Origin of the sequence: Leclercia adecarboxylata (assembly GCF_023639785.1) — a bacterium.
Classification (GTDB): Bacteria; Pseudomonadota; Gammaproteobacteria; order Enterobacterales; family Enterobacteriaceae; genus Enterobacter; species Enterobacter adecarboxylatus_D.
In genome coordinates this window covers 4,342,904-4,369,406 of sequence record NZ_CP098325.1, presented here as the reverse complement: position 1 = coordinate 4,369,406, position 26,503 = coordinate 4,342,904, and the positions used below count along the sequence as shown (strand labels likewise).

28 protein-coding genes are annotated in these 26,503 nt (G+C 57.0%); 21 read left to right on the top strand and 7 right to left on the bottom strand.

What is annotated here, in order from left to right; all coding sequences use genetic code 11:
- Nucleotides 1-63 precede the first annotated feature (63 nt).
- Complete coding sequence (locus NB069_RS20685) at nucleotides 64-690, bottom strand: lysoplasmalogenase (protein ID WP_039032500.1); 627 nt, start codon at nucleotides 688-690, stop codon at nucleotides 64-66.
- 119 nt (nucleotides 691-809) lie between these two features.
- Here NB069_RS20685 and NB069_RS20680 point away from each other — a divergent pair, with 119 nt between their 5' ends.
- Complete coding sequence (locus NB069_RS20680; protein WP_250586466.1) at nucleotides 810-1,166, top strand: DUF2500 domain-containing protein; 357 nt, start codon at nucleotides 810-812, stop codon at nucleotides 1,164-1,166.
- A gap of 57 nt (nucleotides 1,167-1,223) precedes the next feature.
- On the opposite strand, the gene NB069_RS20675 is transcribed toward NB069_RS20680, so the two are convergent.
- Together NB069_RS20675 and rsmD are read right to left on the bottom strand one after the other, a co-directional pair.
- Nucleotides 1,224-1,505 carry a DUF1145 family protein gene (locus NB069_RS20675; protein ID WP_250586465.1) on the bottom strand — a complete coding sequence of 94 codons (282 nt, stop codon included), beginning with the start codon at nucleotides 1,503-1,505 and terminating at the stop codon, nucleotides 1,224-1,226.
- Entirely contained in the window at nucleotides 1,489-2,091 is a 603-nt protein-coding gene (gene rsmD / locus NB069_RS20670) for a 16S rRNA (guanine(966)-N(2))-methyltransferase (RefSeq protein WP_250586464.1), read from the bottom strand. The genes NB069_RS20675 and rsmD overlap by 17 nt, the downstream gene beginning before the upstream one ends.
- Before the next feature lie 137 nt (nucleotides 2,092-2,228).
- Here rsmD and ftsY point away from each other — a divergent pair, with 137 nt between their 5' ends.
- The 5 genes from ftsY to NB069_RS20645 all read left to right on the top strand — a co-directional run bounded on the left by ftsY (nucleotide 2,229) and on the right by NB069_RS20645 (nucleotide 7,968).
- Complete coding sequence (ftsY, locus tag NB069_RS20665; protein WP_250586463.1) at nucleotides 2,229-3,740, top strand: signal recognition particle-docking protein FtsY; 1,512 nt, start codon at nucleotides 2,229-2,231, stop codon at nucleotides 3,738-3,740.
- Nucleotides 3,741-3,742: 2 nt separating this feature from the next.
- The gene (ftsE, locus tag NB069_RS20660; RefSeq protein WP_250586462.1) at nucleotides 3,743-4,408 is read left to right on the top strand and encodes a cell division ATP-binding protein FtsE; all 666 of its coding nucleotides are present in this window, start codon (nucleotides 3,743-3,745) and stop codon (nucleotides 4,406-4,408) included.
- Nucleotides 4,401-5,459, top strand: a complete 1,059-nt coding sequence (gene ftsX / locus NB069_RS20655) for a permease-like cell division protein FtsX (protein ID WP_250586461.1) — start codon at nucleotides 4,401-4,403, stop codon at nucleotides 5,457-5,459. Before ftsE ends, ftsX begins: the two co-directional genes overlap by 8 nt.
- 253 nt (nucleotides 5,460-5,712) lie before the next feature.
- A complete protein-coding gene (gene rpoH / locus NB069_RS20650; protein ID WP_032614938.1) occupies nucleotides 5,713-6,570 on the top strand; it encodes an RNA polymerase sigma factor RpoH in 858 nt (285 codons plus the stop codon).
- Nucleotides 6,571-6,867: 297 nt separating this feature from the next.
- The gene (locus tag NB069_RS20645) at nucleotides 6,868-7,968 is read left to right on the top strand and encodes a branched-chain amino acid ABC transporter substrate-binding protein (RefSeq protein WP_250586460.1); all 1,101 of its coding nucleotides are present in this window, start codon (nucleotides 6,868-6,870) and stop codon (nucleotides 7,966-7,968) included.
- Between the two features lie 147 nt (nucleotides 7,969-8,115).
- Here NB069_RS20645 and panM read toward each other — a convergent pair whose 3' ends face one another.
- Nucleotides 8,116-8,499 (bottom strand): aspartate 1-decarboxylase autocleavage activator PanM, encoded by a 384-nt coding sequence (gene panM, locus NB069_RS20640; protein ID WP_250586459.1) that lies wholly within the window; start codon nucleotides 8,497-8,499, stop codon nucleotides 8,116-8,118.
- A gap of 424 nt (nucleotides 8,500-8,923) precedes the next feature.
- On the opposite strand from panM, the gene livK reads away from it, so the two are divergent.
- The 10 genes from livK (at nucleotide 8,924) to ugpQ (ending at nucleotide 18,986) form a co-directional block, all read left to right on the top strand.
- Entirely contained in the window at nucleotides 8,924-10,033 is a 1,110-nt protein-coding gene (gene livK / locus NB069_RS20635; RefSeq protein WP_250586458.1) for a high-affinity branched-chain amino acid ABC transporter substrate-binding protein LivK, read from the top strand.
- Nucleotides 10,034-10,083: 50 nt separating this feature from the next.
- On the top strand, nucleotides 10,084-11,010 hold the full coding sequence (gene livH / locus NB069_RS20630; protein ID WP_250586457.1) for a high-affinity branched-chain amino acid ABC transporter permease LivH: 927 nt from the start codon (nucleotides 10,084-10,086) through the stop codon (nucleotides 11,008-11,010).
- Nucleotides 11,007-12,284, top strand: a complete 1,278-nt coding sequence (locus NB069_RS20625) for a high-affinity branched-chain amino acid ABC transporter permease LivM (RefSeq protein WP_250586456.1) — start codon at nucleotides 11,007-11,009, stop codon at nucleotides 12,282-12,284. Before livH ends, NB069_RS20625 begins: the two co-directional genes overlap by 4 nt.
- Nucleotides 12,281-13,045, top strand: coding sequence for a high-affinity branched-chain amino acid ABC transporter ATP-binding protein LivG (livG, locus tag NB069_RS20620; protein ID WP_250586455.1), 765 nt, complete (start codon nucleotides 12,281-12,283; stop codon nucleotides 13,043-13,045). Before NB069_RS20625 ends, livG begins: the two co-directional genes overlap by 4 nt.
- Before the next feature lies 1 nt (nucleotide 13,046).
- A complete protein-coding gene (gene livF / locus NB069_RS20615) occupies nucleotides 13,047-13,760 on the top strand; it encodes a high-affinity branched-chain amino acid ABC transporter ATP-binding protein LivF (RefSeq protein ID WP_250586454.1) in 714 nt (237 codons plus the stop codon).
- Nucleotides 13,761-14,004: 244 nt separating this feature from the next.
- Complete coding sequence (gene ugpB, locus NB069_RS20610; RefSeq protein WP_250586453.1) at nucleotides 14,005-15,321, top strand: sn-glycerol-3-phosphate ABC transporter substrate-binding protein UgpB; 1,317 nt, start codon at nucleotides 14,005-14,007, stop codon at nucleotides 15,319-15,321.
- Nucleotides 15,322-15,447: 126 nt separating this feature from the next.
- On the top strand, nucleotides 15,448-16,335 hold the full coding sequence (gene ugpA / locus NB069_RS20605; protein WP_250586452.1) for a sn-glycerol-3-phosphate ABC transporter permease UgpA: 888 nt from the start codon (nucleotides 15,448-15,450) through the stop codon (nucleotides 16,333-16,335).
- Nucleotides 16,332-17,177, top strand: coding sequence for a sn-glycerol-3-phosphate ABC transporter permease UgpE (gene ugpE / locus NB069_RS20600; protein ID WP_250586451.1), 846 nt, complete (start codon nucleotides 16,332-16,334; stop codon nucleotides 17,175-17,177). The genes ugpA and ugpE overlap by 4 nt, the downstream gene beginning before the upstream one ends.
- Before the next feature lies 1 nt (nucleotide 17,178).
- Nucleotides 17,179-18,249 carry a sn-glycerol-3-phosphate import ATP-binding protein UgpC gene (locus NB069_RS20595; RefSeq protein WP_250586450.1) on the top strand — a complete coding sequence of 357 codons (1,071 nt, stop codon included), beginning with the start codon at nucleotides 17,179-17,181 and terminating at the stop codon, nucleotides 18,247-18,249.
- Nucleotides 18,246-18,986, top strand: a complete 741-nt coding sequence (gene ugpQ, locus NB069_RS20590) for a glycerophosphodiester phosphodiesterase (protein WP_250586449.1) — start codon at nucleotides 18,246-18,248, stop codon at nucleotides 18,984-18,986. The genes NB069_RS20595 and ugpQ overlap by 4 nt, the downstream gene beginning before the upstream one ends.
- Here ugpQ and NB069_RS20585 read toward each other — a convergent pair.
- Nucleotides 18,983-19,363: a DUF2756 family protein gene (locus NB069_RS20585; protein WP_250586448.1), complete on the bottom strand. Its 381-nt coding sequence runs from the start codon at nucleotides 19,361-19,363 to the stop codon at nucleotides 18,983-18,985. The two genes, ugpQ and NB069_RS20585, sit on opposite strands and share 4 nt — an antisense overlap.
- 122 nt (nucleotides 19,364-19,485) lie before the next feature.
- On the opposite strand from NB069_RS20585, the gene ggt reads away from it, so the two are divergent.
- Nucleotides 19,486-21,231 (top strand): gamma-glutamyltransferase, encoded by a 1,746-nt coding sequence (gene ggt / locus NB069_RS20580; protein WP_250586447.1) that lies wholly within the window; start codon nucleotides 19,486-19,488, stop codon nucleotides 21,229-21,231.
- A gap of 86 nt (nucleotides 21,232-21,317) precedes the next feature.
- Here ggt and yhhY read toward each other — a convergent pair whose 3' ends face one another.
- Both yhhY and NB069_RS20570 read right to left on the bottom strand, forming a co-directional pair.
- Nucleotides 21,318-21,806 (bottom strand): N-acetyltransferase, encoded by a 489-nt coding sequence (yhhY, locus tag NB069_RS20575; protein ID WP_250586446.1) that lies wholly within the window; start codon nucleotides 21,804-21,806, stop codon nucleotides 21,318-21,320.
- Nucleotides 21,807-22,023: 217 nt separating this feature from the next.
- Nucleotides 22,024-22,671: a bactofilin family protein gene (locus NB069_RS20570; RefSeq protein ID WP_250586445.1), complete on the bottom strand. Its 648-nt coding sequence runs from the start codon at nucleotides 22,669-22,671 to the stop codon at nucleotides 22,024-22,026.
- 224 nt (nucleotides 22,672-22,895) lie between these two features.
- On the opposite strand from NB069_RS20570, the gene NB069_RS20565 reads away from it, so the two are divergent.
- The 4 genes from NB069_RS20565 (at nucleotide 22,896) to gntK (ending at nucleotide 26,501) form a co-directional block, all read left to right on the top strand.
- Nucleotides 22,896-23,933 carry an oxidoreductase gene (locus NB069_RS20565; RefSeq protein ID WP_250586444.1) on the top strand — a complete coding sequence of 346 codons (1,038 nt, stop codon included), beginning with the start codon at nucleotides 22,896-22,898 and terminating at the stop codon, nucleotides 23,931-23,933.
- 123 nt (nucleotides 23,934-24,056) lie between these two features.
- The gene (locus tag NB069_RS20560) at nucleotides 24,057-24,752 is read left to right on the top strand and encodes a pirin family protein (protein WP_250586443.1); all 696 of its coding nucleotides are present in this window, start codon (nucleotides 24,057-24,059) and stop codon (nucleotides 24,750-24,752) included.
- Nucleotides 24,753-24,851: 99 nt separating this feature from the next.
- A complete protein-coding gene (gene gntR / locus NB069_RS20555; protein WP_039032524.1) occupies nucleotides 24,852-25,847 on the top strand; it encodes a gluconate operon transcriptional repressor GntR in 996 nt (331 codons plus the stop codon).
- Nucleotides 25,848-25,973: 126 nt separating this feature from the next.
- The gene (gene gntK, locus NB069_RS20550) at nucleotides 25,974-26,501 is read left to right on the top strand and encodes a gluconokinase (RefSeq protein ID WP_039032525.1); all 528 of its coding nucleotides are present in this window, start codon (nucleotides 25,974-25,976) and stop codon (nucleotides 26,499-26,501) included.
- Nucleotides 26,502-26,503 lie beyond the last annotated feature (2 nt).

Genomic DNA, 26,503 nt, shown 5'->3' with positions numbered 1-26,503 from the left:
CGGCAATGATAATTTTCTCATTAACCGCAGTATGCACTCTGGAGTCGACTCCAGAGTCAAGCGCTAAATATAGAGCGACCGCACAATCAGGAAGTGCCCGGCAAAGTAGCACGCGGCGGCGATGGCGTTATCGGCGCGGAAACGGCGACGGTAGTGGCTACCCAGCCAGACGATGTTGCCCAACAGCAGGAGCGTGGCGCCGATGAAAGCCGACAGCGCCGGGGCCGTTGGACGGAAGAACCACAGCTCGCCCGCCAGCCAGACCATCACCAGGGTCATGGCGATAAAGGTACACACCGCCCAGCGCAGCTCTTCCAGACGCGACCAGATCACCGCGATCAGCAGCGCGCCAATCACCAGCAGCGCCAGCGGCAGCGGCCAGAAGAAGGAGAGCGTCATCTGGCTGGCAAAATAGATGGTGTAGAGCAGGTGGGATAAGAAGAACGCCCCCACGGCATACAGCAGACGCTGGCGCGGCAGCAGGGTCAGGGCATCGCCTGCCAGCGACGCGCAGAGCCCGGCAAGTACCAGGTAGCTGATAGCGTTAAACATCGGCGCCTGCCAGGCCAGCAGCAGCAGGAGCAACAGGGTGACGGGTTTAAACAGCCAGCGCTGCCAGGCAGGGCCGCGGTAGGACGCATCGACATACAGCCATGCGGAGAAACAGACAGCGATAAATGACCAAAGCATATTAAGTCCCTGTATCTGTTAAAACAGTTTCACTTCAGTGTAGTGGTGCAGACGGGCCAATAGCAATGCCTGACGCGGCGCGCTATTCTGATTTCAGCCTGGTCTTATAGGATGGTCTAATGAGCAAGATGCCGCTCTTTTTTATTATCGTGCTGGCGATTATCGTCGTTGCAGCGTCATTTCGCTTTGTACAGCAGCGCCGTGAAAAGGCTGATAACGACGCCGCACCGCTGCTGCAAAAGCGGGTGGTGAGCAATAAACGGGAAAAAGCCCTCAACGACAGGCGCTCGCGCCAGCAGCAGGTGACGCCTGCCGGGACGACGATGCGCTATGAAGCGAGCTTTAAGCCGGAAAACGGCGGCCTGGAGATGACGTTTCGCCTTGAAGAGAAGCAATACCATCAGCTGACGGTGGGGGATAAAGGGCTGTTGAGTTACAAGGGATCGCGGTTTGAGGGGTTTGATCCGGCACCGTAATGTGCGGCAAACCCGCAGGCCCGGTAAGCGAAGCGCCACCGGGCAGCAGCGTGCATATTACTTCTTAGTCTGCGCCTTAAACTTATTCATCCACACCAGCAGCTCAAACACGCCAAAAACAAAGACCCGGAACTGCTGCCAGCCGGTCATTTTTGGACCGTCTTTCGGCATACCGTTTTTCAGCATCACCATCTGCAGGGCATGCATAAACGAGGTAAAAATCAGCGCCACGTTGACGAAAATATTCATCGGGCGCGGGAACGGGTGGACGAGGTTAAGCAGTAAAAATGCCCAGACCCCAATCATCAGCAAACGGCCCAGATTAATCAGTACCGGCATCAGTCTCTCCTTGTGATTGACGGTGATAAAGACGATAGGCGACCTGTCCGGCGACTTTTTCCCGGTGCAGATCCCAGTGGGCAGGCACCGGCGGTAAACCGTTTTCTACCTCGCTCTCGACGTAGATTAGCGCATCATTCGCCAGCCAGCCGTTGTTTTCCAGTAAGGTTAACGTCTCTTCCAGCAGCCCTTTGCGAAACGGCGGATCGACAAACACCACATCGTGCGGCGTGCCCGCCTGGGCCAGAAACGCGAGCGAGTTGGTGTTAACGACGCGGGCGTGCGCGGCTTTCAGCGTAACGAGGTTTTGCTGCAGCTGCTGGGCGACGCTGCGATCCATCTCCAGCAGCGTGGCGCTGGCGGCATAGCGCGACAGGGCTTCGATGCCGAGCGCACCGCTTCCGGCGAAGCAGTCCAGGCAGCGGGCATCTACCATTGAAGGTGCCAGCCAGTTAAACAGCGTCTCACGGACGCGGTCGGTAGTCGGGCGCAGGCCGGGGCTGTCCGGGACGGGAAGTTTACGGCCTCGCCACTGGCCGCCGATAATGCGGATCTGGCCCATGGCAGCACGGTTGGGTTTCTTCATATTGTTGCTCAGGTCACTCGTACAGCCTGCGCTTGCAGGCGGTGATGTGCGTTAAGTTAAGTGATAAACTATTTCATCATTTTTTTAGCTTCCATGTATATAGCGCCAGTAATTAACCGCGAGGGGTGTAGTCGCAGATGGCAAAAGAGAAAAAACGTGGCTTCTTTTCCTGGCTGGGATTTGGTCAAAAAGAGCAGGAAACCGAGCAGCAGAACGAAGAACAGCAGCAGGCGATCGTTGAACAACCTCAGCCTGAAACCCCTGTTGAAACCGTCGCTGACGTAGAAGCAGAAGAACACGCCCACAGCCAGCAAGAGACTGAAGCCTTTGCTGAAGAGGTGGTTGAGGTCACTGAGCAGGTTCAGGAGAGCGAAAAACCGCAGCCGGTCGAGTCAGAGCCGGTTGCCGTAGAACCTGAGCCTGTCGCCGTTGAGCCTGAGCCGGTTGCCGTGGCCGTGGAAGAGATTGTCGAGCCCGAGCCTGAAGCCGAGCCTGTGCAGGCGGTTGAGCACGAAGAGTTACCGCTGCCGGAAGCGATCGCCGAACAGATTGAAGAGGTCATCCCGGAAGAGTACCTGCCAGAGTCCGAAGAAGAGGCAATCAGCGACGAAGAGCTGGAAGCGCAGGCGCTGGCGGCCGCGGCGGCAGAAGAGGCGGCGATCGTCGTTCCGGTCGCTCGAGAGGACGAGCCGGTCGAAGAGATTGCCCAGGAGCAGGAAAAACCGACCAAAGAAGGGTTCTTCGCCCGTCTGAAACGCAGCCTGATCAAAACCAAAGAGAACCTCGGTTCCGGATTTATCAGCCTGTTCCGCGGCAAGAAAATCGACGATGATCTCTTTGAAGAGCTGGAAGAGCAGCTCCTGATTGCCGACGTTGGCGTGGAAACCACCCGCAAAATCATCAGCAGCCTGACCGAGAGCGCCAGCCGTAAACAGCTGCGCGACGCCGAAGCGCTGTACGGCCTGCTGAAAGAAGAGATGGGCGAAATCCTCGCAAAAGTTGACGAACCGCTTAATATTGAAGGCAAAATGCCTTTTGTTATTCTGATGGTCGGCGTTAACGGCGTGGGGAAAACCACCACCATCGGCAAGCTGGCGCGTCAGTTTGAGCAGCAGGGCAAATCGGTGATGCTGGCCGCGGGGGATACCTTCCGTGCCGCCGCCGTTGAGCAGCTGCAGGTGTGGGGCCAGCGCAACAATATTCCGGTGATTGCTCAGCACACCGGCGCAGACTCCGCATCGGTGATTTTCGACGCCATTCAGGCGGCGAAAGCGCGTAATGTTGATGTCCTGATTGCCGATACCGCAGGGCGTTTGCAGAATAAATCGCACCTGATGGAAGAACTGAAGAAGATCGTCCGCGTCATGAAGAAGCTGGACGAAGATGCACCGCATGAAATTATGCTGACTATTGATGCCAGCACCGGGCAGAACGCCATCAGCCAGGCGAAGCTGTTCCATGAAGCGGTAGGGCTGACCGGGATCACGCTGACCAAGCTGGATGGCACCGCGAAAGGTGGGGTGATCTTCTCGGTGGCGGACCAGTTTGGTATTCCTATCCGTTACATCGGTGTTGGCGAACGTATCGAGGATTTACGTCCGTTTAAATCGGGCGACTTTATTGAGGCACTTTTTGCCCGAGAGGATTAACAATGATTCGCTTTGAACACGTCAGCAAGGCCTATCTCGGTGGGAGACAAGCGCTGCAGGGAGTCACTTTCCACCTGCAGCCGGGCGAGATGGCATTTCTGACCGGCCACTCTGGCGCGGGGAAAAGTACCCTGCTCAAGCTTATCTGCGGGATCGAACGGCCAAGCGCCGGGAAAATCTGGTTCAGCGGCCATGACATCAGCCGCCTGAAAAACCGCGAAGTGCCGTTCCTGCGTCGGCAGATCGGCATGATTTTCCAGGATCACCATCTGCTGATGGACCGCACGGTATTCGACAACGTGGCGATCCCGCTGATTATCGCGGGTGCCAGCGGGGATGATATTCGTCGTCGCGTGTCGGCGGCGCTGGATAAGGTCGGGCTGCTGGACAAAGCGAAGAACTTCCCTATCCAGCTCTCCGGTGGTGAACAGCAGCGCGTCGGCATTGCCCGCGCGGTAGTGAACAAACCGGCGGTGCTGCTGGCGGATGAACCGACCGGTAACCTGGACGAGGCGCTTTCCGAAGGGATCCTGCGTCTGTTTGAGGAGTTTAACCGCGTGGGCGTGACGGTACTGATGGCGACGCACGACATGGGGCTTATCTCCCGTCGTTCGTACCGCATGCTGACGCTCAGCGACGGGCATTTGCACGGAGGCCTCGGTGAATAAGCGTGACGCAATGAACCAGATGCGGCAGTTTGGCAGCAAACTCGACCGTTTTCGTAAATCGGCAGGCGGTCCGGGGGACGGCAACCGCAATGCGCCGAAGCGCAGTAAATCTGCGCCTAAACCCAACTCGCGTAAGACTAACGTCTTTAACGAGCAGGTGCGTTACGCCTTCCAGGGCGCGCTGCAGGATCTGAAAAGCAAACCTTTCGCCACCTTCCTGACGGTGATGGTTATCGCCATCTCCCTGACCCTGCCCAGCGTCTGCTACATGGTCTACAAAAACGTCAACGAGGCGGCGTCACAGTACTATCCAACCCCGCAGATCACCGTCTATCTCGATAAATCCCTCGACGATAACGCCGCGGCGCAGGTGGTAGGGCAGCTGCAGGCCGAGCAGGGCGTCGAGAAGGTGAACTACCTGTCCCGGGAAGATGCGCTGGGCGAGTTCCGCAACTGGTCCGGGTTTGGCGGCGCGCTGGATATGCTGGAAGAGAACCCGCTGCCGGCGGTAGCGGTAGTGATCCCGAAACTGGATTTTCAGGGCACCGAGTCGCTGAACACCCTGCGCGATCGCGTCTCCCGCATTAACGGCATTGACGAAGTGCGCATGGACGACAGCTGGTTTGCCCGTCTGACGGCGCTGACCGGCCTGGTCGGGCGCGTGGCGGCGATGATTGGCCTACTGATGGTGGCCGCGGTGTTCCTTGTGATCGGCAACAGCGTGCGCCTGAGCATCTTCGCCCGTCGTGACACCATTAACGTGCAGAAGCTGATTGGCGCCACCGACGGTTTCATCCTGCGTCCGTTCCTTTATGGCGGCGCGCTGCTCGGTTTTGCCGGCGCATTTCTTTCACTGATTTTGTCAGAAATTTTGGTGATGCGCCTTTCCGCTGCGGTCACCGATGTGGCGCAGGTTTTCGGAACTAAGTTCAATATCAGTGGCTTATCCTTCGATGAGTGCCTGTTGCTGCTGCTGGTTTGCTCCATGATTGGCTGGATTGCCGCCTGGTTAGCAACGGTGCAACATTTACGTCACTTTACCCCTGACTAAAAAATCTCTGGTATAATCTTTCCCTGCATTGAGAATCACCGTGCAGGGAAAGAGTCCCCTGTTGTCTCTGACCCGCACTATCATCCCCGTGTCACATTTTGTGCGTAATTTATTCACAGTTTCACTCGGAACTTGTGGATAAAATCACTGTCTGATAAAAGAGTGAATGATATTCTCGTTGCTCATTAATTCTGGCATGTTCGTTGCCTGATGGGGACAAACCGCCGCCAGAAAAATTGATTGAGAGGAATGAATGACCAAAGAAATGCAAACTTTAGCTTTAGCCCCTGTTGGTAACCTGGAATCTTACATCCGGGCCGCTAACACCTGGCCGATGTTGACGGCTGAGGAAGAAAAGGAGCTTGCTGAAAAGCTGCATTACCAGGGCGATCTGGAAGCAGCTAAGACGCTGATCCTGTCTCACCTGCGCTTTGTTGTTCACGTTGCTCGTAATTACGCGGGCTACGGCCTGCCGCAGGCAGACCTGATCCAGGAAGGTAACATCGGCCTGATGAAGGCGGTGCGTCGCTTCAACCCGGAAGTGGGTGTGCGTCTGGTCTCCTTTGCCGTGCACTGGATCAAAGCGGAAATCCACGAATACGTGCTGCGTAACTGGCGTATCGTGAAGGTCGCCACCACCAAAGCACAGCGTAAGCTGTTCTTTAACCTGCGTAAAACCAAGCAGCGTCTGGGCTGGTTCAACCAGGACGAAGTGGAAATGGTTGCGCGCGAGCTGGGTGTTTCCAGCAAAGACGTGCGTGAGATGGAATCGCGAATGGCCGCGCAGGACATGACCTTTGATATGTCCTCCGACGATGACGCCTCCGACAGCCAGCCGATGGCCCCGGTCCTGTACCTGCAGGATAAATCGTCTAACTTTGCTGACGGCATTGAAGACGACAACTGGGAAGAGCAGGCCGCCAACAAGCTGACCTATGCAATGGAAGGCCTCGACGAGCGTAGCCAGGATATCATCCGTGCCCGCTGGCTGGACGAAGACAACAAGTCCACCCTGCAGGAGCTGGCCGATCGCTACGGTGTCTCCGCTGAACGTGTACGTCAGCTTGAAAAGAACGCCATGAAAAAACTTCGCGCCGCTATCGAAGCCTAATCCTCGCGAAGTGCCCGATAACCCTCGAATGCAAATTCGGGGGTTTTGTTTTTTTAGCCCCTCTCCTGGCGAATTCTCCCTCCCTCGCAAACACTTATCGCCGTGTTGTGTGCTGACTCGTTAAAGCCTCGCTTACCTTATATACATTTCAAAATAGCTATTCCAAATAGATAAAAATGGGGTATGTTTTAGCAGAGTATGCTGAAAAGGCGCGCACGGCAGACGCATAATCGAAATAAAGCGCCATAAAACAACATCACAACAAACACAATAACCATCACAATGGGGATTCTCAGGATGAATATGAAGGGTAAAGCCTTACTGGCAGGATGTATCGCGCTGGCATTCAGCACTATGGCTCAGGCGGATATCAAAGTGGCTGTGGTTGGCGCCATGTCCGGTCCGGTAGCGCAGTACGGTGATCAGGAGTTTACCGGTGCAGAGCAGGCGGTTGCCGACATTAATGCCAAAGGCGGTATCAAAGGCGAAAAGCTGCAGATCGTAAAATATGATGATGCCTGTGACCCGAAACAAGCGGTTGCGGTTGCCAACAAAGTGGTGAATGACGGCATCAAATACGTTATCGGCCATCTGTGCTCCTCTTCCACTCAGCCTGCGTCTGATATCTATGAAGACGAAGGCATTCTGATGATCACCCCTGCGGCCACCGCGCCGGAGCTGACCTCCCGTGGCTATAAGATGGTAATGCGTACCACCGGTCTGGACTCTGACCAGGGCCCAACTGCGGCGAAATACATCGTCGATAAAGTGAAGCCGAAGCGTATCGCCATTGTTCATGACAAGCAGCAGTACGGTGAAGGCCTGGCGCGTTCCGTGCAGGACAACCTGAAAAAATCGAACGCCAACGTGGTGTTCTTCGACGGTATCACCGCCGGTGAGAAAGACTTCTCTACCCTGGTGGCGCGTCTGAAGAAAGAGAACATCGATTTCGTTTACTACGGTGGCTACCACCCGGAAATGGGCCAGATCCTGCGTCAGTCTCGTGCGGCCGGTCTGAAAACCCAGTTCATGGGTCCGGAAGGCGTTGCCAACGTCTCCCTGTCTAACATCGCCGGTGAATCTGCTGAAGGGCTGCTGGTGACCAAGCCGAAGAACTACGATCAGGTTCCTGCCAACAAACCTATCGTAGATGCCATTAAGGCGAAGAAACAGGATCCAAGCGGTGCTTTCGTGTGGACCACCTACGCTGCGCTGCAAACCCTGCAGGCGGGCCTGAATCAGTCAGCTGAACCGGCTGATATCGCCACCTGGCTGAAAGCGAACTCCGTTGAAACCGTTATGGGGCCGCTGTCCTGGGATGAGAAGGGCGACCTGAAAGGCTTCGAGTTCGGCGTGTTTGACTGGCATGCCAACGGTACAGCGACTGACGCTAAATAAAAGCAAACGGCAACCGAAAGGTTGCCGTTTTAGTGTTTGCACCCTCTCCCTGTGGGAGAGGGCCGGGGTGAGGGCATCAGGCCGCACCGACTGTCTTTCGCCGGGTGGCGGCTTCGCCTTACCCGGCCTACGGTTCGGGGCATTTTTTTAACGCTTCTCCCACCCGTTACTCTGCGCCCTAAACCCCAGCGCCTGCATAAAGGCCGCCATCACGCCCCTGTCTTCCACGCCCACGTCCGCCATCCACCACGAGGCCACGCTCGGGTTATCGCGAATCACCTCTTCAATCAGATATTGCCCCACGCCGCGACGACGGGTGACTTCGCGCACGCGCAGGGAATCCAGCGCTCCCTGGGTACCGCTCAACGTCACCCTGACCGCGCCTAACAGTCGCTCGTTAAAGCGCGCGGCATAAATGCGGTGGGTGTCATCAACGTTGAGTGAGGAGGGGGAATATTCCGGCCAGATCTTGTTGAGGTCGATATGATCCTGGTCGCTAAAGGTCTCCAGACGGTGGATGGTCAGTTTCATTAGCCGCTTGTCCAAATCAAAAAGAGTGCAGGCAGTGTACTCAATTTATTCATTCAGACGCTTCCACTTTTTAAACCTATTCCCTAGCTGATTACTTTTTTAGCGTTACGTTGCGTAGTTTTAAAACGTAGGGATCGAAAAATAAGCAGAATTTTAACCTAAAAGGCAGCGTTTTATTCGGCGCATTATACCGTTATTTTATGCTGCAATTCGTACTTTTATTTGTTTATCTCTGCCTGATTTCAGAATATTATCTTTGCTTAATCGACTGAAATATAGAGATTTTAGTCTGAATTTTGTGAAAAAACTGCGCTAAACCATTAAAGGCAATAGCAAAAGTTGCGTTGTTTATTAAAAGTACAGAATGCTTTTTAACCATAATAAAACAAAATATATACATCACGTCACGAATGGGGATTCACCGATGAAAAGGAACGCGAAAGCATTACTCGCGGGGATGGTTGCACTGGCCGTTTCGCAGGCAGCCATGGCGGAAGATATTAAAGTTGCCGTAGTAGGTGCGTTATCTGGCCCGGTTGCCCAATGGGGTGATATGGAGTTCAATGGCGCGCGCCAGGCAATTAAAGACATCAACGCCAAAGGCGGCATCAAAGGCGACAAGCTGGTTGCCGTGGAATATGACGATGCCTGCGACCCGAAACAGGCCGTTGCCGTTGCCAACAAAATTGTTAACGATGGCATTCAGTATGTGATTGGCCACCTCTGCTCCTCCTCCACCCAGCCAGCGTCCGATATCTATGAGGACGAAGGCATTCTGATGATCACGCCAGGCGCCACTAACCCGGAACTGACCCAGCGCGGCTATCAGTACATCATGCGTACCGCCGGGCTCGACTCTTCACAGGGGCCAACCGCCGCGAAATACATCCTCGAAAGCGTTAAGCCGCAGCGTATTGCCATCATTCACGATAAGCAGCAGTACGGCGAGGGGCTGGCCCGCTCCGTCCAGGACGGCCTGAAGAAAGGCGGCGCTAACGTGGTCTTCTTCGACGGCATTACCGCGGGCGAAAAAGACTTCTCCGCGCTGCTGGCGCGTCTGCAAAAAGAGAATATCGACTTCGTTTACTACGGTGGTTACTACCCGGAAATGGGGCAGATGCTGCGCCAGGCGCGCGCTATCGGCCTGAAAACCCAGTTTATGGGGCCGGAAGGGGTGGGTAACGCCTCGCTGTCGAACATTGCGGGCGATGCGGGCGAAGGCATGCTGGTGACGATGCCAAAACGCTATGACCAGGATCCGGCGAACAAAGCTATCGTAGATGCGCTGAAAGCCGAAAAGAAAGACGCAAGTGGTCCGTACGTCTGGATCACCTATGCCGCCGTACAGTCTCTGGCCACCGCCATGGATCGTACCGGCAGCAAAGCGCCGCAGGATCTGATTAAAGATTTAAAAGCACACGGGGCAGATACCGTGATTGGGCCGCTGAACTGGGATGAGAAAGGCGATCTGAAGGGATTTGAGTTTGGTGTCTTTAAGTGGCACGCCGACGGTTCGTCCTCGGCCGCCAAATAATCATGATCCCACCGCCCGGCAGGACCGGGCGGGAATAGAAAGGTTACCTTATGTCCGAGCAGTTTCTCTATTTTCTGCAGCAGATGTTTAACGGCGTTACGCTGGGAAGCACCTATGCACTGATCGCCATCGGCTACACGATGGTGTACGGCATTATCGGCATGATTAACTTCGCCCACGGCGAGGTGTATATGATCGGCAGTTATGTCTCCTTTATGATTATCGCCGCGTTGATGATGATGGGGATCGACAGCAGCTGGCTGCTGGTGGCCGCCGGATTTGTCGGGGCGATTATCATTGCCAGCGCCTACGGCTGGAGTATCGAACGGGTGGCCTACCGCCCGGTGCGTAGCTCCAAGCGTCTGATTGCGCTGATCTCCGCGATTGGTATGTCCATCTTCCTGCAAAACTACGTCAGCCTTACCGAAGGGTCGCGCGACGTGGCGCTGCCAAGCCTGTTTAACGGCCAGTGGATTGTGGGTGCCAGCGAGAACTTCTCGGCGTCGATTACCACCATGCAGCTGGTGATCTGGATTGTAACCTTCCTCGCCATGCTGGCGCTCACCCTGTTCATCCGCTACTCCCGTATGGGCCGCGCCTGCCGCGCCTGTGCGGAAGACCTGAAAATGGCGAGCCTGCTCGGCATCAACACCGACCGCGTGATCGCCCTGACCTTCGTGATTGGTGCGGCGATGGCGGCGGTGGCCGGTGTTCTGCTCGGCCAGTTCTACGGCGTTATCAACCCGTACATCGGCTTTATGGCCGGGATGAAGGCCTTCACCGCAGCGGTACTGGGCGGTATCGGCAGTATTCCGGGCGCGATGATCGGCGGCCTGATTCTGGGCGTGGCCGAAGCGCTCTCCTCTGCCTACCTGAGTACCGAATATAAAGATGTGGTGTCGTTTGCCCTGCTGATTCTGGTTCTGCTGGTTATGCCTACCGGTATTCTGGGTCGTCCGGAGGTAGAGAAAGTATGAAACCGATGCATTTTGCTATGGCGCTGCTTTCGGCGGCGATGTTCTTCGTGCTGGCGGGCGTCTTTATGGGCGTGCAGCTGCAGCTGAGCGGCACAAAGCTGGTGGTGGATTCCGCGTCTGACATCCGCTGGCAGTGGGTGTTTGTCGGCACCGCGGTGGTCTTCTTCTTCCAGCTGCTGCGTCCTCTGTTCCAGAAGACGCTGAAAAACGTCTCCGGGCCGAAATTCGTTCTGCCAGCCATCGACGGCTCAACGGTGAAGCAGAAGCTGTTCCTGGTGGCGCTGCTGGTGGCTGCCGTGGCGTGGCCGTTTGTGGTCTCACGCGGCACGGTGGATATCGCCACCCTGACCATGATTTACGTGATCCTCGGCCTCGGCCTGAACGTGGTGGTGGGGCTCTCTGGCCTGCTGGTGCTGGGCTACGGCGGCTTCTACGCCATCGGCGCCTATACGTTTGCCCTGCTGAACCACTATTACGGTCTCGGCTTCTGGACCTGCCTGCCGCTGGCGGGGCTGGTCTCTGCGGCTGCGGGCTTCCTGCTTGGCTTCCCGGTGCTGCGCCTGCGCGGTGACTATCTGGCGATTGTGACCTTAGGCTTCGGCGAAATCGTCCGTATCCTGCTGCTTAACAACACCGAAGTGACCGGCGGCCCGAACGGCATCAGCCAGATCCCGAAACCGACCTTCTTCGGTCTGGAGTTCAGCCGTTCCGCCCGTGAAGGCGGCTGGGATACCTTCAGCAACTTCTTCGGCGTGAAGTACGATCCCTCCGACCGCGTGATTTGGCTCTATCTGGTGGCGCTGCTGCTGGTGGTCATCACCCTGTTTGTGATTAACCGTCTGCTGCGCATGCCGCTGGGGCGTGCGTGGGAAGCGCTGCGTGAAGATGAGATCGCCTGCCGCTCCCTGGGCCTGAACCCGACCCGCATCAAGCTGACCGCCTTTACCATTAGCGCCGCGTTCGCCGGTTTTGCCGGAACGCTGTTTGCCGCGCGCCAGGGCTTCGTCAGCCCGGAATCCTTCACCTTTGCAGAGTCCGCGTTCGTGCTGGCCATCGTGGTGCTGGGCGGGATGGGCTCGCAGTTTGCGGTTATCCTCGCGGCTATCCTGCTGGTGGTCTCCCGTGAGCTAATGCGCGACTTTAACGAATACAGCATGCTGATGCTTGGTGGGTTGATGGTACTGATGATGATCTGGCGTCCGCAGGGCTTGCTGCCGATGACCCGTCCACAGCTGAAACTGAAACGCACGCAGGCGAAAGGAGAGCAGGCATGAAGCCTTTATTATCCGTTAACGGCCTGATGATGCGTTTTGGCGGCCTGCTGGCGGTCAACAATGTGTCTCTGGATCTGCATCAGAAAGAGATTGTCTCCCTGATCGGCCCGAACGGCGCGGGTAAAACCACGGTCTTTAACTGCCTGACCGGTTTCTATAAGCCGACGGGCGGCACCATCATGCTGCGCGACCAGCACCTGGAAGGGCTGCCGGGCCAGCAGATTGCCCGCATGGGTGTGGTGCGTACCTTCCAGCACGTGCGTCTGTTCCGTGAGATGACGGTGATCGAGAACCTGCTGGTGGCGCAACATCAGCAGCTGAAAACCGGGCTCTTCTCCGGCCTGCTGAAAACCCCGGCGTTTCGCCGTGCCCAGGAAGAGGCGCTGGACCGCGCCGCCACCTGGCTCGACCGTATTGGCCTGCTGCAGCATGCAAACCGTCAGGCCAGCAACCTGGCCTACGGCGACCAGCGTCGTCTGGAGATTATCCGCTGCATGGTGACCCAGCCGGAGATCCTGATGCTCGACGAACCGGCGGCAGGGCTTAACCCGAAAGAGACCAAAGAGCTGGACGAGCTGATTGTCGAGCTGCGTGACCATCACGACACCACCATCCTGCTGATTGAGCATGATATGAAGCTGGTAATGGGCATTTCGGATCGTATTTACGTGGTAAACCAGGGCACGCCGCTGGCAAACGGGACGCCGGAAGAGATCCGCAACAACCCGGACGTGATCCGCGCTTACCTTGGTGAGGCATAAGATGGAAAAAGCGATGTTATCTTTTGACAAGGTTAATGCCCATTACGGCAAGATCCAGGCGCTGCACGACGTCAGCCTGCACATCAACCAGGGGGAGATCGTCACCCTGATTGGTGCCAACGGCGCGGGGAAAACCACGCTGCTCGGCACCCTGTGCGGGGATCCGCGCGCCACCAGCGGACGTATCGTCTTTGACGGTAAAGACATCACCGACTGGCAGACCGCCAAAATCATGCGTGAAGCGGTGGCGATCGTTCCGGAAGGGCGTCGCGTCTTCTCCCGCATGACGGTGGAAGAGAACCTGGCGATGGGCGGCTTCTTTGCCGAGCGCGAGCAGTACCAGACCCGCATCAAGCGCGTGTATGACCTGTTCCCGCGTCTGTTCGAGCGTCGTATTCAGCGTGCGGGCACCATGTCCGGCGGTGAACAGCAGATGCTGGCGATTGGCCGTGCGCTGATGAGTCAGCCGCGCCTGCTGCTGCTCGACGAACCCTCGCTCGGGCTGGCGCCGATCATCATTCAGCAAATCTTCGACACCATCGAGCAGCTGCGTAAAGAGGGGATGACCATCTTCCTCGTGGAGCAGAACGCCAACCAGGCGCTGAAGCTCGCGGATCGCGGCTACGTGCTGGAGAACGGTCGCGTGGTACTGGAAGACACCGGCGATGCGCTACTTGCTAACGAAGCGGTGCGGAGCGCGTATTTAGGCGGCTGAGCCGTCTGTATTGCCCGGTGGCGCTTACGCTTACCGGGCCTACGGGATCGAGTAGGCCGGGTAAGGCGAAGCCGCCACCCGGCTTTTTCACATAAACCCCTTCACACAACCATCATCCCGCTGACCTTTTGTTGTCACTTATCTGTAAACAAACAGTTATTTTTCTGTCATTCGAGCATGTCATGTTACCTCGCGAGCACAAAACGCGTGATATCGCGCATCCGGCACAATAAGAGAGATGACAATGACATCGTTACGACACACAGCTTTGGGTCTGGCAATGGGTCTGGCGTTTGCGACTAACGCAATGGCCGTCACCACTATTCCGTTCTGGCATTCCATGGAAGGGGAGTTGGGTAAAGAAGTTGACTCCCTGGCGCAACGTTTCAACGACAGCCACCCGGACTACAAGATTGTGCCGGTGTATAAAGGCAACTACGAGCAGAGCCTCAGCGCGGGCATCGCCGCTTTCCGTACCGGCAACGCCCCGGCGCTGCTGCAGGTTTACGAGGTGGGCACCGCCACCATGATGGCCTCGAAAGCCATCAAGCCGGTCTATGAAGTGTTCAAAGACGCGGGCATCAACTTCGACGAGTCGCAGTTCGTGCCGACCGTCGCCGGTTACTACACCGATTCCAAATCCGGCCATCTGCTCTCCCAGCCGTTTAACAGTTCCACCCCGGTGCTGTATTACAACAAAGACGCCTTCAAAAAAGCCGGTTTAGATCCGGAGCAGCCGCCGAAAACCTGGCAGGATCTGGCTGAATACACTGCCAAACTGAAAGCCGCAGGCATGAAGTGTGGCTACGCCAGCGGCTGGCAGGGCTGGATCCAGATCGAGAACTTCAGCGCCTGGCACGGTAAGCCGGTAGCGACTGAAAACAACGGTTTCAACGGCACCAACGCGGTACTGGAATTTAACAAGCCGGAGCAGGTGAAGCACATCGCCCTGCTGGAAGAACTCAACAAGAAGGGCGATTTCAGCTACTTCGGACGTAAAGACGAATCCACCGAGAAGTTCTACAGCGGCGACTGCGCCATCACTACCGCCTCGTCCGGCTCGCTGGCGGATATTCGTCACTACGCCAAATTCAACTACGGCGTGGGGATGATGCCCTACGACGCTGATTCTGAAGGCGCGCCGCAGAACGCCATCATCGGCGGGGCAAGCCTGTGGGTGATGCAGGGTAAAGACAAGGACACCTACAAAGGCGTGGCCGAGTTCCTCGATTTCCTGGCGAAACCAGAAAACGCGGCGGAATGGCACCAGAAGACCGGCTACCTGCCTATCACCAAAGCCGCCTATGACCTGACCCGCGAGCAGGGCTTCTATGACAAGAACCCGGGAGCGGATATCGCCACGCGCCAGATGCTGAACAAGCCACCATTGCCGTACACCAAAGGCCTGCGCCTGGGCAACATGCCGCAGATCCGTACCATCGTGGATGAAGAGCTGGAGAGCGTCTGGACCGGCAAGAAAACCCCACAGCAGGCGCTGGATGCGGCTGTCGAGCGCGGGAACCAACTGCTGCGCCGCTTTGAGCAGTCGACCAAATCGTAATTAAAACCTTACCCCTCACCCTAACCCTCTCCCCATAGGGGAGAGGGGACTGCGCGGAGCCGTCTTTTCTCCCTCGCCCCTTTGGGGAGAGGGCCGGGGTGAGGGGAAACCAACTTGAGCTAACCTATGTCATCATCCCGTCCGGTGTTCCGTTCCCGCTGGCTGCCGTACCTGCTGGTCGCGCCGCAACTGGTTATCACCGTTATCTTCTTTATCTGGCCTGCCGGCGAAGCGCTGTGGTACTCGGTGCAGAGCGTCGATCCGTTCGGGCTCTCCAGCCAGTTTGTCGGGCTGGATAACTTCGCCGCCCTCTGGCGTGACAGTTACTACATCGACGCCTTCTGGACGACGATCAAATTCAGCACACTGGTCACCTTCAGCGGCCTGATCGCCTCGCTGTTTTTCGCCGCGCTGGTGGATTACGTGGTGCGCGGCAGCCGTCTCTATCAGACCCTGATGCTCTTGCCCTACGCCGTGGCCCCCGCCGTCGCCGCCGTACTGTGGATCTTCCTCTTCAACCCCGGCCGCGGGCTGATTACCCATTTTCTGGGGGAATTTGGCTACAACTGGAACCACGCCCAGAACAGCGGCCAGGCGATGTTCCTGGTGGTGTTCGCCTCGGTCTGGAAGCAGATCAGCTACAACTTTCTGTTCTTCTTTGCCGCGCTGCAGTCCATTCCGCGCTCGCTGGTAGAAGCCGCCGCGATTGATGGCGCAGGGCCGATCCGCCGCTTCTTCCGGCTTTCGGTGCCGCTGATCGCCCCGGTGAGTTTCTTCCTGCTGGTGGTCAACCTGGTGTATGCGTTCTTCGATACCTTCCCGGTGATCGATGCCGCCACCGCAGGCGGCCCGGTGCAGGCGACCACCACGCTTATCTATAAGATCTACCGCGAGGGCTTTGCGGGGCTTGATCTCTCGGCCTCTGCCGCCCAGTCGGTGGTGCTGATGTTCCTCGTCATCATCCTCACGGTGGTGCAGTTCCGCTATGTCGAAAGTAAGGTGCGCTACCAATGATTGAGAACCGTCGCGGGCTGACGATTTTCAGCCATACCATGTTGATTCTGGGGATCATCGTCATCCTGTTCCCGCTGTACGTGGCCTTCGTTGCCGCCACGCTGGACAGAAACGCCATATTCGAAACCCCGATGACGCTTATCCCGGGCGGGCATCTCTTCGAGAACATGGCGACCATCTGGACCCAGGGCGTCGGCGTTAACAGCGCCCCGTTCTGGCTGATGATGCTGAACAGCTTCATCATGGCGCTGGGCATTACGGTGGGCAAAATCACGGTGTCGATGCTGTCAGCCTTCGCCATCGTCTGGTTCCGCTTTCCGCTGCGTAACCTCTTCTTCTGGATGATCTTTATCACCCTGATGCTGCCGGTCGAAGTGCGTATTTTCCCGACGGTGGAGGTGATCGCCAACCTGAAGATGCTGGACAGCTACGCGGGCTTAACCCTGCCGCTGATGGCCTCGGCGACCGCCACCTTCCTGTTCCGCCAGTTCTTTATGACCCTGCCGGACGAGCTGATTGAGGCCGCGCGTATCGACGGCGCCTCGCCGATGCGCTTTTTCCGCGACATCGTGCTGCCGCTGTCGAAAACCAACCTCGCGGCGCTGTTTGTGATCACCTTTATCTACGGCTGGAACCAGTACCTGTGGCCGCTGCTGATTATTCAGGACGTCAACCTCGGCACCGCCGTGGCGGGCATCAAAGGCATGATCGCCACTGGCGAAGGCACCACCCTCTGGAACCAGGTGATGGCGGCGATGCTGCTCACCCTTATCCCACCCGTAGTCATTGTTTTAGCCATGCAGCGTGCGTTTGTCCGCGGCCTGGTCGATAGCGAGAAATAAGATGGCAGGTTTAAAACTTCAGGCAGTAACCAAAAGCTGGGACGGCAAAACCCAGGTTATTCAGCCGCTCACCCTCGACGTGGCGGATGGGGAATTCATCGTGATGGTTGGCCCGTCCGGCTGCGGAAAATCGACCCTGCTGCGCATGGTGGCGGGGCTTGAGCGCGTGACGTCCGGGGATATCTGGATCGATCGCCAGCGCGTCACCGAGATGGAGCCGAAAGACAGGGGCATCGCGATGGTGTTCCAGAACTACGCGCTCTATCCGCACATGAGCGTGGAGGAGAATATGGCCTGGGGGCTGAAAATCCGCGGCATGGGTAAAAGCCACATTGACGAGCGCGTCAAAGAGGCGGCGCGCATTCTGGAGCTGGACGGCCTATTAAAGCGCCGCCCGCGCGAGCTCTCCGGCGGCCAGCGCCAGCGCGTGGCGATGGGCCGCGCCATCGTGCGTGACCCGGCGGTATTCCTGTTTGACGAGCCGCTCTCCAACCTCGACGCCAAACTGCGCGTGCAGATGCGTCTTGAGCTGCAGCAGCTGCACCGCCGTCTGAAAACCACCTCCCTGTACGTCACCCACGATCAGGTGGAGGCGATGACCCTTGCCCAGCGGGTGATGGTGATGAATAAAGGCATCGCCGAGCAGATTGGCACGCCGGTAGAGGTGTACGAAAAGCCTGCCAGCCGCTTTGTGGCGAGCTTTATCGGCAGCCCGGCGATGAACCTGCTGGAGGGGCGCATCAGCGCTGCGGGCACCCATTTCGAAATGGACAGCGGCATGGCGCTGCCCATCAACTGGTTCTATCGCGGCTATGCCGGACGGAAGATGACCCTGGGTATCCGCCCGGAACATATTGCGCTAAGCTCGCAGGCGGAAGGCGGCGTACCGCTGGTGATGGACACCCTGGAGATGCTGGGGGCCGATAACCTGGCGCACGGACGCTGGGGCGAGCAGAAGCTGGTGGTGCGTATGTCGCATCAGACGCGCCCGAAAGCGGGCAGCACGCTGTGGCTGCATTTGCCGGAAAATCATCTGCACTTATTTGATGGTGAAACAGGACAACGCATATGAGTAACTGGCCTTATCCCCGCATCGTCGCCCATCGGGGCGGCGGTAAACTGGCACCGGAAAACACCCTGGCGGCCATCGACACGGGCGCGCGCTACGGTCATACCATGATCGAGTTCGACGCCAAGCTGTCGAAAGACGGGGAGATCTTCCTTCTGCACGACGACAACCTTGAGCGCACCAGCAACGGCTGGGGCGTGGCGGGGGAACTGCCCTGGCGCGATCTGCTGAAAGTGGATGCCGGAAGCTGGTTCAGCGGCGAGTTCAAAGGCGAGCCGCTGCCGCGGCTGGCGGAGGTGGCAGACCGCTGTCGCCAGCACGGGATGATGGCCAATATCGAAATTAAGCCGACCACCGGTACGGGGCCATTAACCGGCAAGGTGATTGCGTTAGCGGCACGGGAGCTGTGGGCAGGCATGACGCCGCCGCTGCTGTCGTCGTTTGAGATTGATGCGCTGGAAGCGGCCCAGGCTGCGGCACCTGACCTGCCGCGCGGGTTATTACTGGACGAGTGGCGCGAAGACTGGCGCGAGCTGACCGCCCGGCTGGGCTGCGTGTCGATTCACCTGAACCATCGTCTGCTGAATAAAGGGCGGGTAGAGGCGCTGAAAGCGGCCGGATTACATATTCTGGTTTATACCGTCAACCAGCCCCAGCGTGCAGCCGAACTGCTGCGCTGGGGGGTGGATTGTATCTGTACCGATGCGATTGCCCTTATTGGCCCGGACTTTCAGCCCTAAGGGTTATTCAGCATAGAGCCGTTCTGCTGCTGCGGCAGCATATGTTGCTGCTGCACGCCGCTGGCATCGACCCCGCCGCCGCTGAGCATCCCGCCGTTGGTGTTAGGCAGGACCTGTACCCCCGGCTGGCTCTGCTGAACCCGCAGGGTGTTGTTATTCATCTGCGTTTGCAGATGCTGCTGCTGGACGCGGGTTTGCGTCTGCAACTGCTGGTTGAGCATCCCTGTCTGTTGCTGCTGCTGCATCATCATCTGATTTTGCATGCGCTGCTGGCTGGGGTTCTGATAGCCAGGCTGGTTAGGGTTGTTCAGGGTGTTAACAGGCTGCGCGAAAACGGCAAACGGCAGTAACGCCGCAACAAGAATGAGTCGTTTCATGGTCATTCCCTCCTTCTGAGGCCTTATCTAAGTGTACCTCGAATCCGCCATTACGATGATTTTTTAAGAGTTATGAACCAGGCTTAAGCGGGAGCACGAGTCCCTGTACCTGGAGAATAACAATGATGAAACCAACGTTTATACGCTGGGTGGCGATTGCTGCCCTGACGGCAGGCGGTACGTTTTGCGTGGCAGCGAATCCGCCAGCGGCACCGCCGGTGTCCTATGGTGTGGAGGAAGATGTGTTCCATCCCGTACGGGCGCAGAAGGGGATGGTGGCCTCGGTGGATGCTCTCGCCACCCGGGTGGGGGTGGATATTCTCAAACAGGGCGGTAACGCGGTGGATGCAGCGGTGGCGGTAGGCTATGCGCTGGCGGTAACCCACCCGCAGGCCGGTAACCTCGGCGGCGGCGGTTTTATGATGCTGCGCACCAAAGACGGCGTGACCACGGCGATCGACTTCCGCGAGATGGCGCCGGATCAGGCCACGCGCGACATGTTCCTCGATGAGCAGGGCAACGCCGACAGTAAAAAATCGCTCACCTCCCATCTGGCGACCGGCACCCCAGGCACCGTTGCGGGCTTCTCGCTGGCGCTGGATAAATACGGCACCCTGCCGCTGAACAAGGTGGTGCAGCCCGCTATCAAGCTGGCACGGGACGGCTTTGAGGTCAATGACGCCCTGGCCGACGATCTGAAAACCTACGGCAGCGAAGTGATCCCGAATCACGAGAACAGCAAAGCGATCTTCTGGAAAGATGGCGAGCCGTTGAAGAAGGGCGACAAGCTGGTGCAGACGAACCTCGCCAAAAGCCTGGAGATGATTGCGGAGAACGGCCCGGATGCCTTCTATAAAGGGGTGATTGCCGACCAGATAGCCGAAGAGATGAGTAAAAACGGCGGGCTTATCACCAAAGCGGATCTGGCCGCCTACAAAGCGGTCGAGCGCACGCCAATTAGCGGCGACTATCGCGGGTACCAGGTCTACTCCATGCCGCCACCCTCATCCGGGGGCATCCATATTGTGCAGATCCTTAACATCCTTGAAAACTTCGATATGCACAAATTTGGTTTCGGCAGCGCGGATACGTTGCAGGTGATGGCGGAAGCGGAAAAATATGCCTATGCCGACCGCTCGGAGTATCTGGGCGACCCGGATTTCGTTAAGGTGCCGTGGCAGGCGCTGACCAACAAAGCCTATGCCAAATCCCTTGCCGATCAGATCGATATCAACAAAGCCAAACCCTCGAGCGAAATCCGCCCCGGCAAGCTGGCACCCTACGAGAGTAATCAGACCACTCACTTCTCGGTAGTGGATAAAGACGGTAATGCGGTGGCGGTGACCTATACCCTCAACACCACTTTCGGGACCGGCATCGTGGCGGGCAACAGCGGCATTCTGCTGAACAACGAAATGGATGACTTCTCGGCCAAACCGGGCGTGCCGAACGTTTACGGGCTGGTGGGCGGGGATGCTAACGCCGTCGGGCCGAAGAAGCGTCCGCTGTCGTCGATGTCACCCACCATTGTGGTGAAAGACGGGAAAACCTGGCTGGTGACCGGCAGCCCGGGCGGCAGCCGCATCATCACCACCGTACTGCAGATGGTGGTCAACAGCATCGATTTCGGGATGAACGTGGCGGAAGCGACCAACGCGCCGCGCTTCCATCACCAGTGGCTGCCGGATGAGCTGCGGGTGGAGAAGGGCTTCAGCCCTGACACGCTGAAGCTGCTGGAGCAGCGCGGGCAAAAAGTGGCGGTGAAAGAGGCGATGGGCAGCACCCAGAGCATTATGGTCGGACCGGATGGCACGCTGTATGGAGCATCGGATCCGCGTTCGGTGGATGATTTAACGGCGGGATACTAGCCTGTTGCCCGGTGGCGCTACGCTTACCGGGCCTACAACTGCACGAACGTAGGCCGGGTACGGCGAAGCCGCCACCCGGCAAAAAATTACTTCATCCGCGCCATATAGAGCGCATCCACAAACTCGCCGTTACGCAGGGCGAACTTCTTCCCGGTGCCTTCCACCACAAACCCATATTTGCGATACAGGGCAATGGCCGGGGCGTTGTCGGCAAACACCGTCAGCTCAATGCGTTCGATGCGCAGCCAGTTGTCGCACAGGTTGATCATCTCCCGCATTAACGCGCTCCCCGCTCCGCGACCCTGAACCTCGGCTGAAACGCCGATGCCAAAGGTTGCCACATGGCTGCGGCGTGGATTTTCCATCACGTCCAGCGCCAGGTGTCCGATAACCTGTCCGTCCAGGCAGGCCACCAGATGGCGTCTGCCCGGCTTTTTCATCACCCGTTCCTGCCACATCTCCATCGAAGGATGAGGAAGTTGTAGCGTATCGTGATACACCCCTGGATGGGCATTAAGCAGGCGTAAAGCTTCGGCATCGGCGGCTTCAACGTGGCGTATCACTATCTCACTCATTCCTTCTTCCTCAGTTAGTTAGGTTCCTTTCCAACATCTCTGAGTTTGAAATGTGAGTCAACAAGCATTTTTTGCAAAAAATGAGTAGACAAGTGCGAATGAGAATGATTATTATTGTCTTGCGTTCAGGGAGTCCACGACGGAAACCTGAAAGCACGACATTGCTCACATTGCTTCCAGTATTATTTTAGCCAGCTTCTCGCTGGCTTTTTTTTGCCTATAGCTTTTGCAGCTGGATGAACTCAGGCATGTCAGGCTGGGTCTCTTTCATCAGGCCCACAACGTTGTTCTTCTCCGCTGTCGCAGGTAATACCTCCGCCGTGCCGGAGAACACGCCGCCTTTTTTGACCGCCAGCGTCCGGTAGAGCAGGGTGCCCGTGACCTGACCGTGTTCGCAGATTTCAATGGCGTCGCTGCTGCACTGGCCGATAACCTTGCCATCGACAATCAACTCCCGGCAGGTGATGTTCCCCTCCACCTGACCCCCGCGCATAATTTTTATCAGGCTCTCTTTGGAATCGATATTGCCAGTCAGCGTCCCGTGAACGTAGACGTGCCCCCCGGAGACGATATTGCCTTCAAAGTGCACATCGCTGGCGATAACGGTGGTGCCGTGTTTCTCCACTGCAGGGGTTTCTTTTTCAATGACCGGAGCCGGGGGGAGCATCTCTGGCTTGTCAATTTCGGTGGTTTTTTGCTTTTTAAACATGAGATTAACCTGGTTAGATAAGAGGGATATACCAAAAGCCATCAGGGTCAATGCCGCGAACAGCCACGTCAGGGAGCGGGCGTTTAAGCACCAGGCGACCAGGGCGAGCAGCCAGAAGAGAAGTGCGCTATTTAAAGCGAGGTATTTTCTGTCCATAGAAAATGAGCGCGACTCCATTCGCGAGCAGGTTGATTTGACTGCCTCCTTATCCTGAGATTGAGAGTCAGGGTCAAGGCTCCGGCCGCCTTTTTCGGATTCGATATAGCAATATATTCACGGGCCTGTTTTTGCGGGAGATAACGGTAAAAGAATGACGGGGTTAATTTCACCGGCAGGTTGCGCTATGGTTGAACGCAGAGACCTTAGCCAGGAACAACACCATGACACTACACTGCGCATTTATTGGATTTGGCAAAAGCACCACCCGCTATCACCTTCCGTACGTCCTCACCCGTAAAGCCAGCTGGCACGTGGCGCATATCTTCCGCCGCCACCCGAAACCGGAAGAGCAGTCCCCGCAGTACGCCCATATTCATTTCACCAGCGATCTTGACGAGGTGCTGAACGACCCGGAAGTGAAACTGGTGATCGTCTGCACCCATGCCGACAGCCATTTTGAGTACGCGAAACGCGCCCTGGAAGCCGGTAAAAACGTGCTGGTGGAAAAACCCTTCACCCCGACGATGGCCGAAGCCAAAGAACTCTTCGAGCTGGCCCGCAGCAAAGGGCTGACCGTTAGCCCCTATCAGAACCGCCGCTTCGATACCTGCTTCCTCACCGCGAAACAGGCCATTGAGAGCGGCAAGCTGGGCGAGATCGTCGAAATTGAAAGCCATTTTGATTATTACCGTCCGGTGGCCGAGACCAAACCCGGCCTGCCGCAGGATGGCTCGTTCTATGGTCTCGGCGTGCACACCATGGATCAAATCATCTCCCTGTTTGGTCGTCCGGATCACGTGGCCTATGACATCCGCAGCCTGCGTAACAAAGCTAACCCGGACGATACCTTTGAAGCGCAGCTGTTCTACGGCGACCTGAAGGCGATCGTCAAAACCAGCCATCTGGTGAAGACGGACTACCCGAAATTTATCGTCCATGGCACTAAAGGCTCGTTTATCAAATACGGTATCGACCAGCAGGAGACCAGCCTGAAAGCCAACATCATGCCGGGCGAGCCCGGGTTTGCGGCAGATGATTCCGTGGGCGTGCTGGAGTACGTTAACGACGCGGGCGTGACGGTAAAAGAGGAGATCAAACCGGGCACCGGCGACTATGGCCAGGTCTACGACGCGCTGTTTGAGACGCTCACCCGCGGCACCCCAAATTACGTCAAGGAAATTGAAGTGATGACCAACCTGGAAATCCTCGAGCGCGCCTTCGAACAGGCATCACCTGCCACGATAACCCTTGCCAGATAAGCCTGAACGACTCCTCTGTTCTTGTTCAGATATTTTGAACAGAGGAGTCAATTTTCACCCTCTATGATCCCAGGTCGATTGCGTCCACACTTACTCCATCGAAACGAACTGAGGGTAAAAACGATGATCTTCTTACGCAAAGCAAACGACCGCGGTCACGCAAACCATGGCTGGCTGGACTCATGGCACAGCTTCTCGTTCGCCGATTATTACGACCCGAATTTTATGGGCTTCTCGGCGCTGCGAGTGATTAACGATGACGTCATTGATGCGGGCCAGGGCTTTGGTACCCACCCGCACAAAGACATGGAAATCCTGACCTACGTTCTGGACGGCGCGGTTGAGCACCAGGACAGCATGGGTAACAAAGAGCAGGTTCCGGCGGGTGAGTTCCAGATTATGAGCGCGGGTACCGGGGTACGTCACTCCGAATACAACCCAAGCAAAACCGACCGTCTGCGTCTGTACCAGATCTGGATCATTCCGGAAGCGAAAGGCATCACCCCGCGCTACGAGCAGCGCCGCTTTGACGCCGAGCAGGGCAAACAGCTGGTTCTGTCTCCGGATGCCCGTGACGGCTCGCTGAAAGTGCATCAGGATATGGAGCTTTACCGCTGGGCGCTGGCGAAAGACGAGCAGTCTGTGCACCAGATTGCCGCCAACCGCAAAGTGTGGATCCAGGTGGTGAAAGGCGATGTGACCATCAACGGCACCAAAGCCACCACCAGCGACGGTCTGGCTGTCTGGGATGAGCAGGCGATCTCTGTGCATGCCGACAGCGCGGCTGAAATCCTGCTGTTCGACCTGCCGCCGGTCTAAATCACAAATAATTTCCAGCCTTCTCCTTTCGCAGGGGAAGGTTGGTCTTTGTCCGTGATAAACTGAGGAAATCTATTGCTACCGATTTCTCTCAGGACGATGAAAAAGAAAAGACCCGTACTTCAGGATGTAGCCGATCGCGTCGGTGTGACTAAAATGACGGTCAGCCGTTTCTTACGTAACCCGGAGCAGGTCTCCGTGGCGTTACGTGGCAAGATTGCCGCTGCTCTCGATGAACTGGGTTATATTCCTAACCGCGCCCCGGATATTCTCTCCAACGCCACCAGCCGCGCGGTGGGTGTCCTGCTTCCTTCCCTGACCAACCAGGTTTTCGCCGAAGTGCTTCGCGGCATTGAAAGCGTGACCGACGCCTTTGGCTATCAGACCATGCTCGCCCACTACGGTTATAAGCCGGAGCTGGAAGAGGAGCGTCTGGAGTCGATGCTCTCCTGGAACATTGACGGCCTGATCCTCACCGAACGCACCCATACCCCTCGCACGCTGAAGATGATCGAAGTGGCAGGTATTCCGGTGGTCGAACTGATGGACAGCCAGTCGCCTTGTCTCGATATCGCGGTCGGATTCGACAACTTTGAAGCCGCACGCCAGATGACGGCGGCGATCATCGCCCGCGGCCATCGTCATGTGGCCTATCTTGGCGCACGTCTGGATGAACGTACTATCATCAAACAGAAGGGGTACGAGCAGGCGATGCTCGACGCGAACTTAACGCCGTACAGTGTGATGGTAGAGCAGTCCTCTTCCTACACCTCCGGCATTGAGCTGATGCGTCAGGCGCGTCGTGAATATCCGCAGCTTGATGGCATCTTCTGTACCAACGATGACCTCGCGGTGGGCGCCGCTTTCGAATGCCAGCGTCTGGGGCTTTCCATCCCGCAGGATATGGCGATTGCCGGTTTCCACGGTCATGATATCGGCCAGGTGATGGAGCCGCGTCTGGCGAGCGTCCTGACGCCGCGTGAGCGCATGGGCCGTATCGGTGCAGAACGCCTGCTGGCGCGCATTCGCGGTGAGACCGTGACGCCTAAAATGTTAGATTTAGGTTTCACGCTGTCACCAGGTGGATCTATTTAGTCTGACAAGTTTGAACTAGCTCACACTTATTCACTTCGCGCACGTTTGGATATTGCTTCTCGTCAGCCCCGGCAGGACAATGTTACCGATAACTGTTACCCGTAACAATTGACTGAGGGACATACCTTGAGCACCACTAATCCTGATCACCACGTTTATGTCCTGATGGGCGTTTCCGGTAGCGGTAAGTCTGCCGTTGCCAGCGAAGTGGCGCATCAAATTCATGCTGCGTTCCTTGATGGAGACTTTCTCCACCCGCGCAGCAACATCACCAAAATGGCCTCCGGTGAGCCGCTGAACGACGACGATCGTAAACCCTGGCTGCAGGCGCTGAACGACGCCGCATTTGCCATGCAGCGCACCAATAAAGTGTCGCTGATCGTCTGCTCGGCGCTGAAAAAGACCTACCGCGACCAGCTGCGCGAAGGTAACGCCAACCTCTCCTTTATCTACCTGAAGGGCGACTTCGACGTGATCGAAACCCGCCTGAAAGCGCGCAAAGGGCACTTCTTCAAAACCCAGATGCTGGTGACGCAGTTCGAAACCCTGCAGGAACCGGGCGCTGATGAAAGCGATGTACTGGTGGTGGATATCGATCAACCGCTGGACGGTGTTGTAGCAAGCACCATTGAGGTCATTAACAAAAGGCAGTAAGT

Excerpts from the sequence above, each read along its gene's own strand:
- ftsY (WP_250586463.1), top strand. The coding sequence starts at position 2,229 with ATGGCAAAAGAGAAAAAACGTGGCTTCTTTTCCTGGCTGGGATTTGGT.
- NB069_RS20645 (WP_250586460.1), top strand. The coding sequence starts at position 6,868 with ATGAATATGAAGGGTAAAGCCTTACTGGCAGGATGTATCGCGCTGGCA.
- rpoH (WP_032614938.1), top strand. The coding sequence starts at position 5,713 with ATGACCAAAGAAATGCAAACTTTAGCTTTAGCCCCTGTTGGTAACCTG.
- NB069_RS20675 (WP_250586465.1), bottom strand. The coding sequence starts at position 1,505 with ATGCCGGTACTGATTAATCTGGGCCGTTTGCTGATGATTGGGGTCTGG.
- ugpB (WP_250586453.1), top strand. The coding sequence starts at position 14,005 with ATGACATCGTTACGACACACAGCTTTGGGTCTGGCAATGGGTCTGGCG.
- rsmD (WP_250586464.1), bottom strand. The coding sequence starts at position 2,091 with ATGAAGAAACCCAACCGTGCTGCCATGGGCCAGATCCGCATTATCGGC.
- ftsE (WP_250586462.1), top strand. The coding sequence starts at position 3,743 with ATGATTCGCTTTGAACACGTCAGCAAGGCCTATCTCGGTGGGAGACAA.
- yhhY (WP_250586446.1), bottom strand. The coding sequence starts at position 21,806 with ATGAGTGAGATAGTGATACGCCACGTTGAAGCCGCCGATGCCGAAGCT.
- ugpA (WP_250586452.1), top strand. The coding sequence starts at position 15,448 with ATGTCATCATCCCGTCCGGTGTTCCGTTCCCGCTGGCTGCCGTACCTG.
- NB069_RS20625 (WP_250586456.1), top strand. The coding sequence starts at position 11,007 with ATGAAACCGATGCATTTTGCTATGGCGCTGCTTTCGGCGGCGATGTTC.
- NB069_RS20680 (WP_250586466.1), top strand. The coding sequence starts at position 810 with ATGAGCAAGATGCCGCTCTTTTTTATTATCGTGCTGGCGATTATCGTC.
- livF (WP_250586454.1), top strand. The coding sequence starts at position 13,047 with ATGGAAAAAGCGATGTTATCTTTTGACAAGGTTAATGCCCATTACGGC.
- NB069_RS20565 (WP_250586444.1), top strand. The coding sequence starts at position 22,896 with ATGACACTACACTGCGCATTTATTGGATTTGGCAAAAGCACCACCCGC.
- gntR (WP_039032524.1), top strand. The coding sequence starts at position 24,852 with ATGAAAAAGAAAAGACCCGTACTTCAGGATGTAGCCGATCGCGTCGGT.
- NB069_RS20685 (WP_039032500.1), bottom strand. The coding sequence starts at position 690 with ATGCTTTGGTCATTTATCGCTGTCTGTTTCTCCGCATGGCTGTATGTC.
- ugpE (WP_250586451.1), top strand. The coding sequence starts at position 16,332 with ATGATTGAGAACCGTCGCGGGCTGACGATTTTCAGCCATACCATGTTG.
- panM (WP_250586459.1), bottom strand. The coding sequence starts at position 8,499 with ATGAAACTGACCATCCACCGTCTGGAGACCTTTAGCGACCAGGATCAT.
- livH (WP_250586457.1), top strand. The coding sequence starts at position 10,084 with ATGTCCGAGCAGTTTCTCTATTTTCTGCAGCAGATGTTTAACGGCGTT.
- livK (WP_250586458.1), top strand. The coding sequence starts at position 8,924 with ATGAAAAGGAACGCGAAAGCATTACTCGCGGGGATGGTTGCACTGGCC.
- ggt (WP_250586447.1), top strand. The coding sequence starts at position 19,486 with ATGATGAAACCAACGTTTATACGCTGGGTGGCGATTGCTGCCCTGACG.
- ugpQ (WP_250586449.1), top strand. The coding sequence starts at position 18,246 with ATGAGTAACTGGCCTTATCCCCGCATCGTCGCCCATCGGGGCGGCGGT.
- NB069_RS20585 (WP_250586448.1), bottom strand. The coding sequence starts at position 19,363 with ATGAAACGACTCATTCTTGTTGCGGCGTTACTGCCGTTTGCCGTTTTC.
- NB069_RS20595 (WP_250586450.1), top strand. The coding sequence starts at position 17,179 with ATGGCAGGTTTAAAACTTCAGGCAGTAACCAAAAGCTGGGACGGCAAA.
- NB069_RS20560 (WP_250586443.1), top strand. The coding sequence starts at position 24,057 with ATGATCTTCTTACGCAAAGCAAACGACCGCGGTCACGCAAACCATGGC.
- NB069_RS20570 (WP_250586445.1), bottom strand. The coding sequence starts at position 22,671 with ATGGACAGAAAATACCTCGCTTTAAATAGCGCACTTCTCTTCTGGCTG.
- livG (WP_250586455.1), top strand. The coding sequence starts at position 12,281 with ATGAAGCCTTTATTATCCGTTAACGGCCTGATGATGCGTTTTGGCGGC.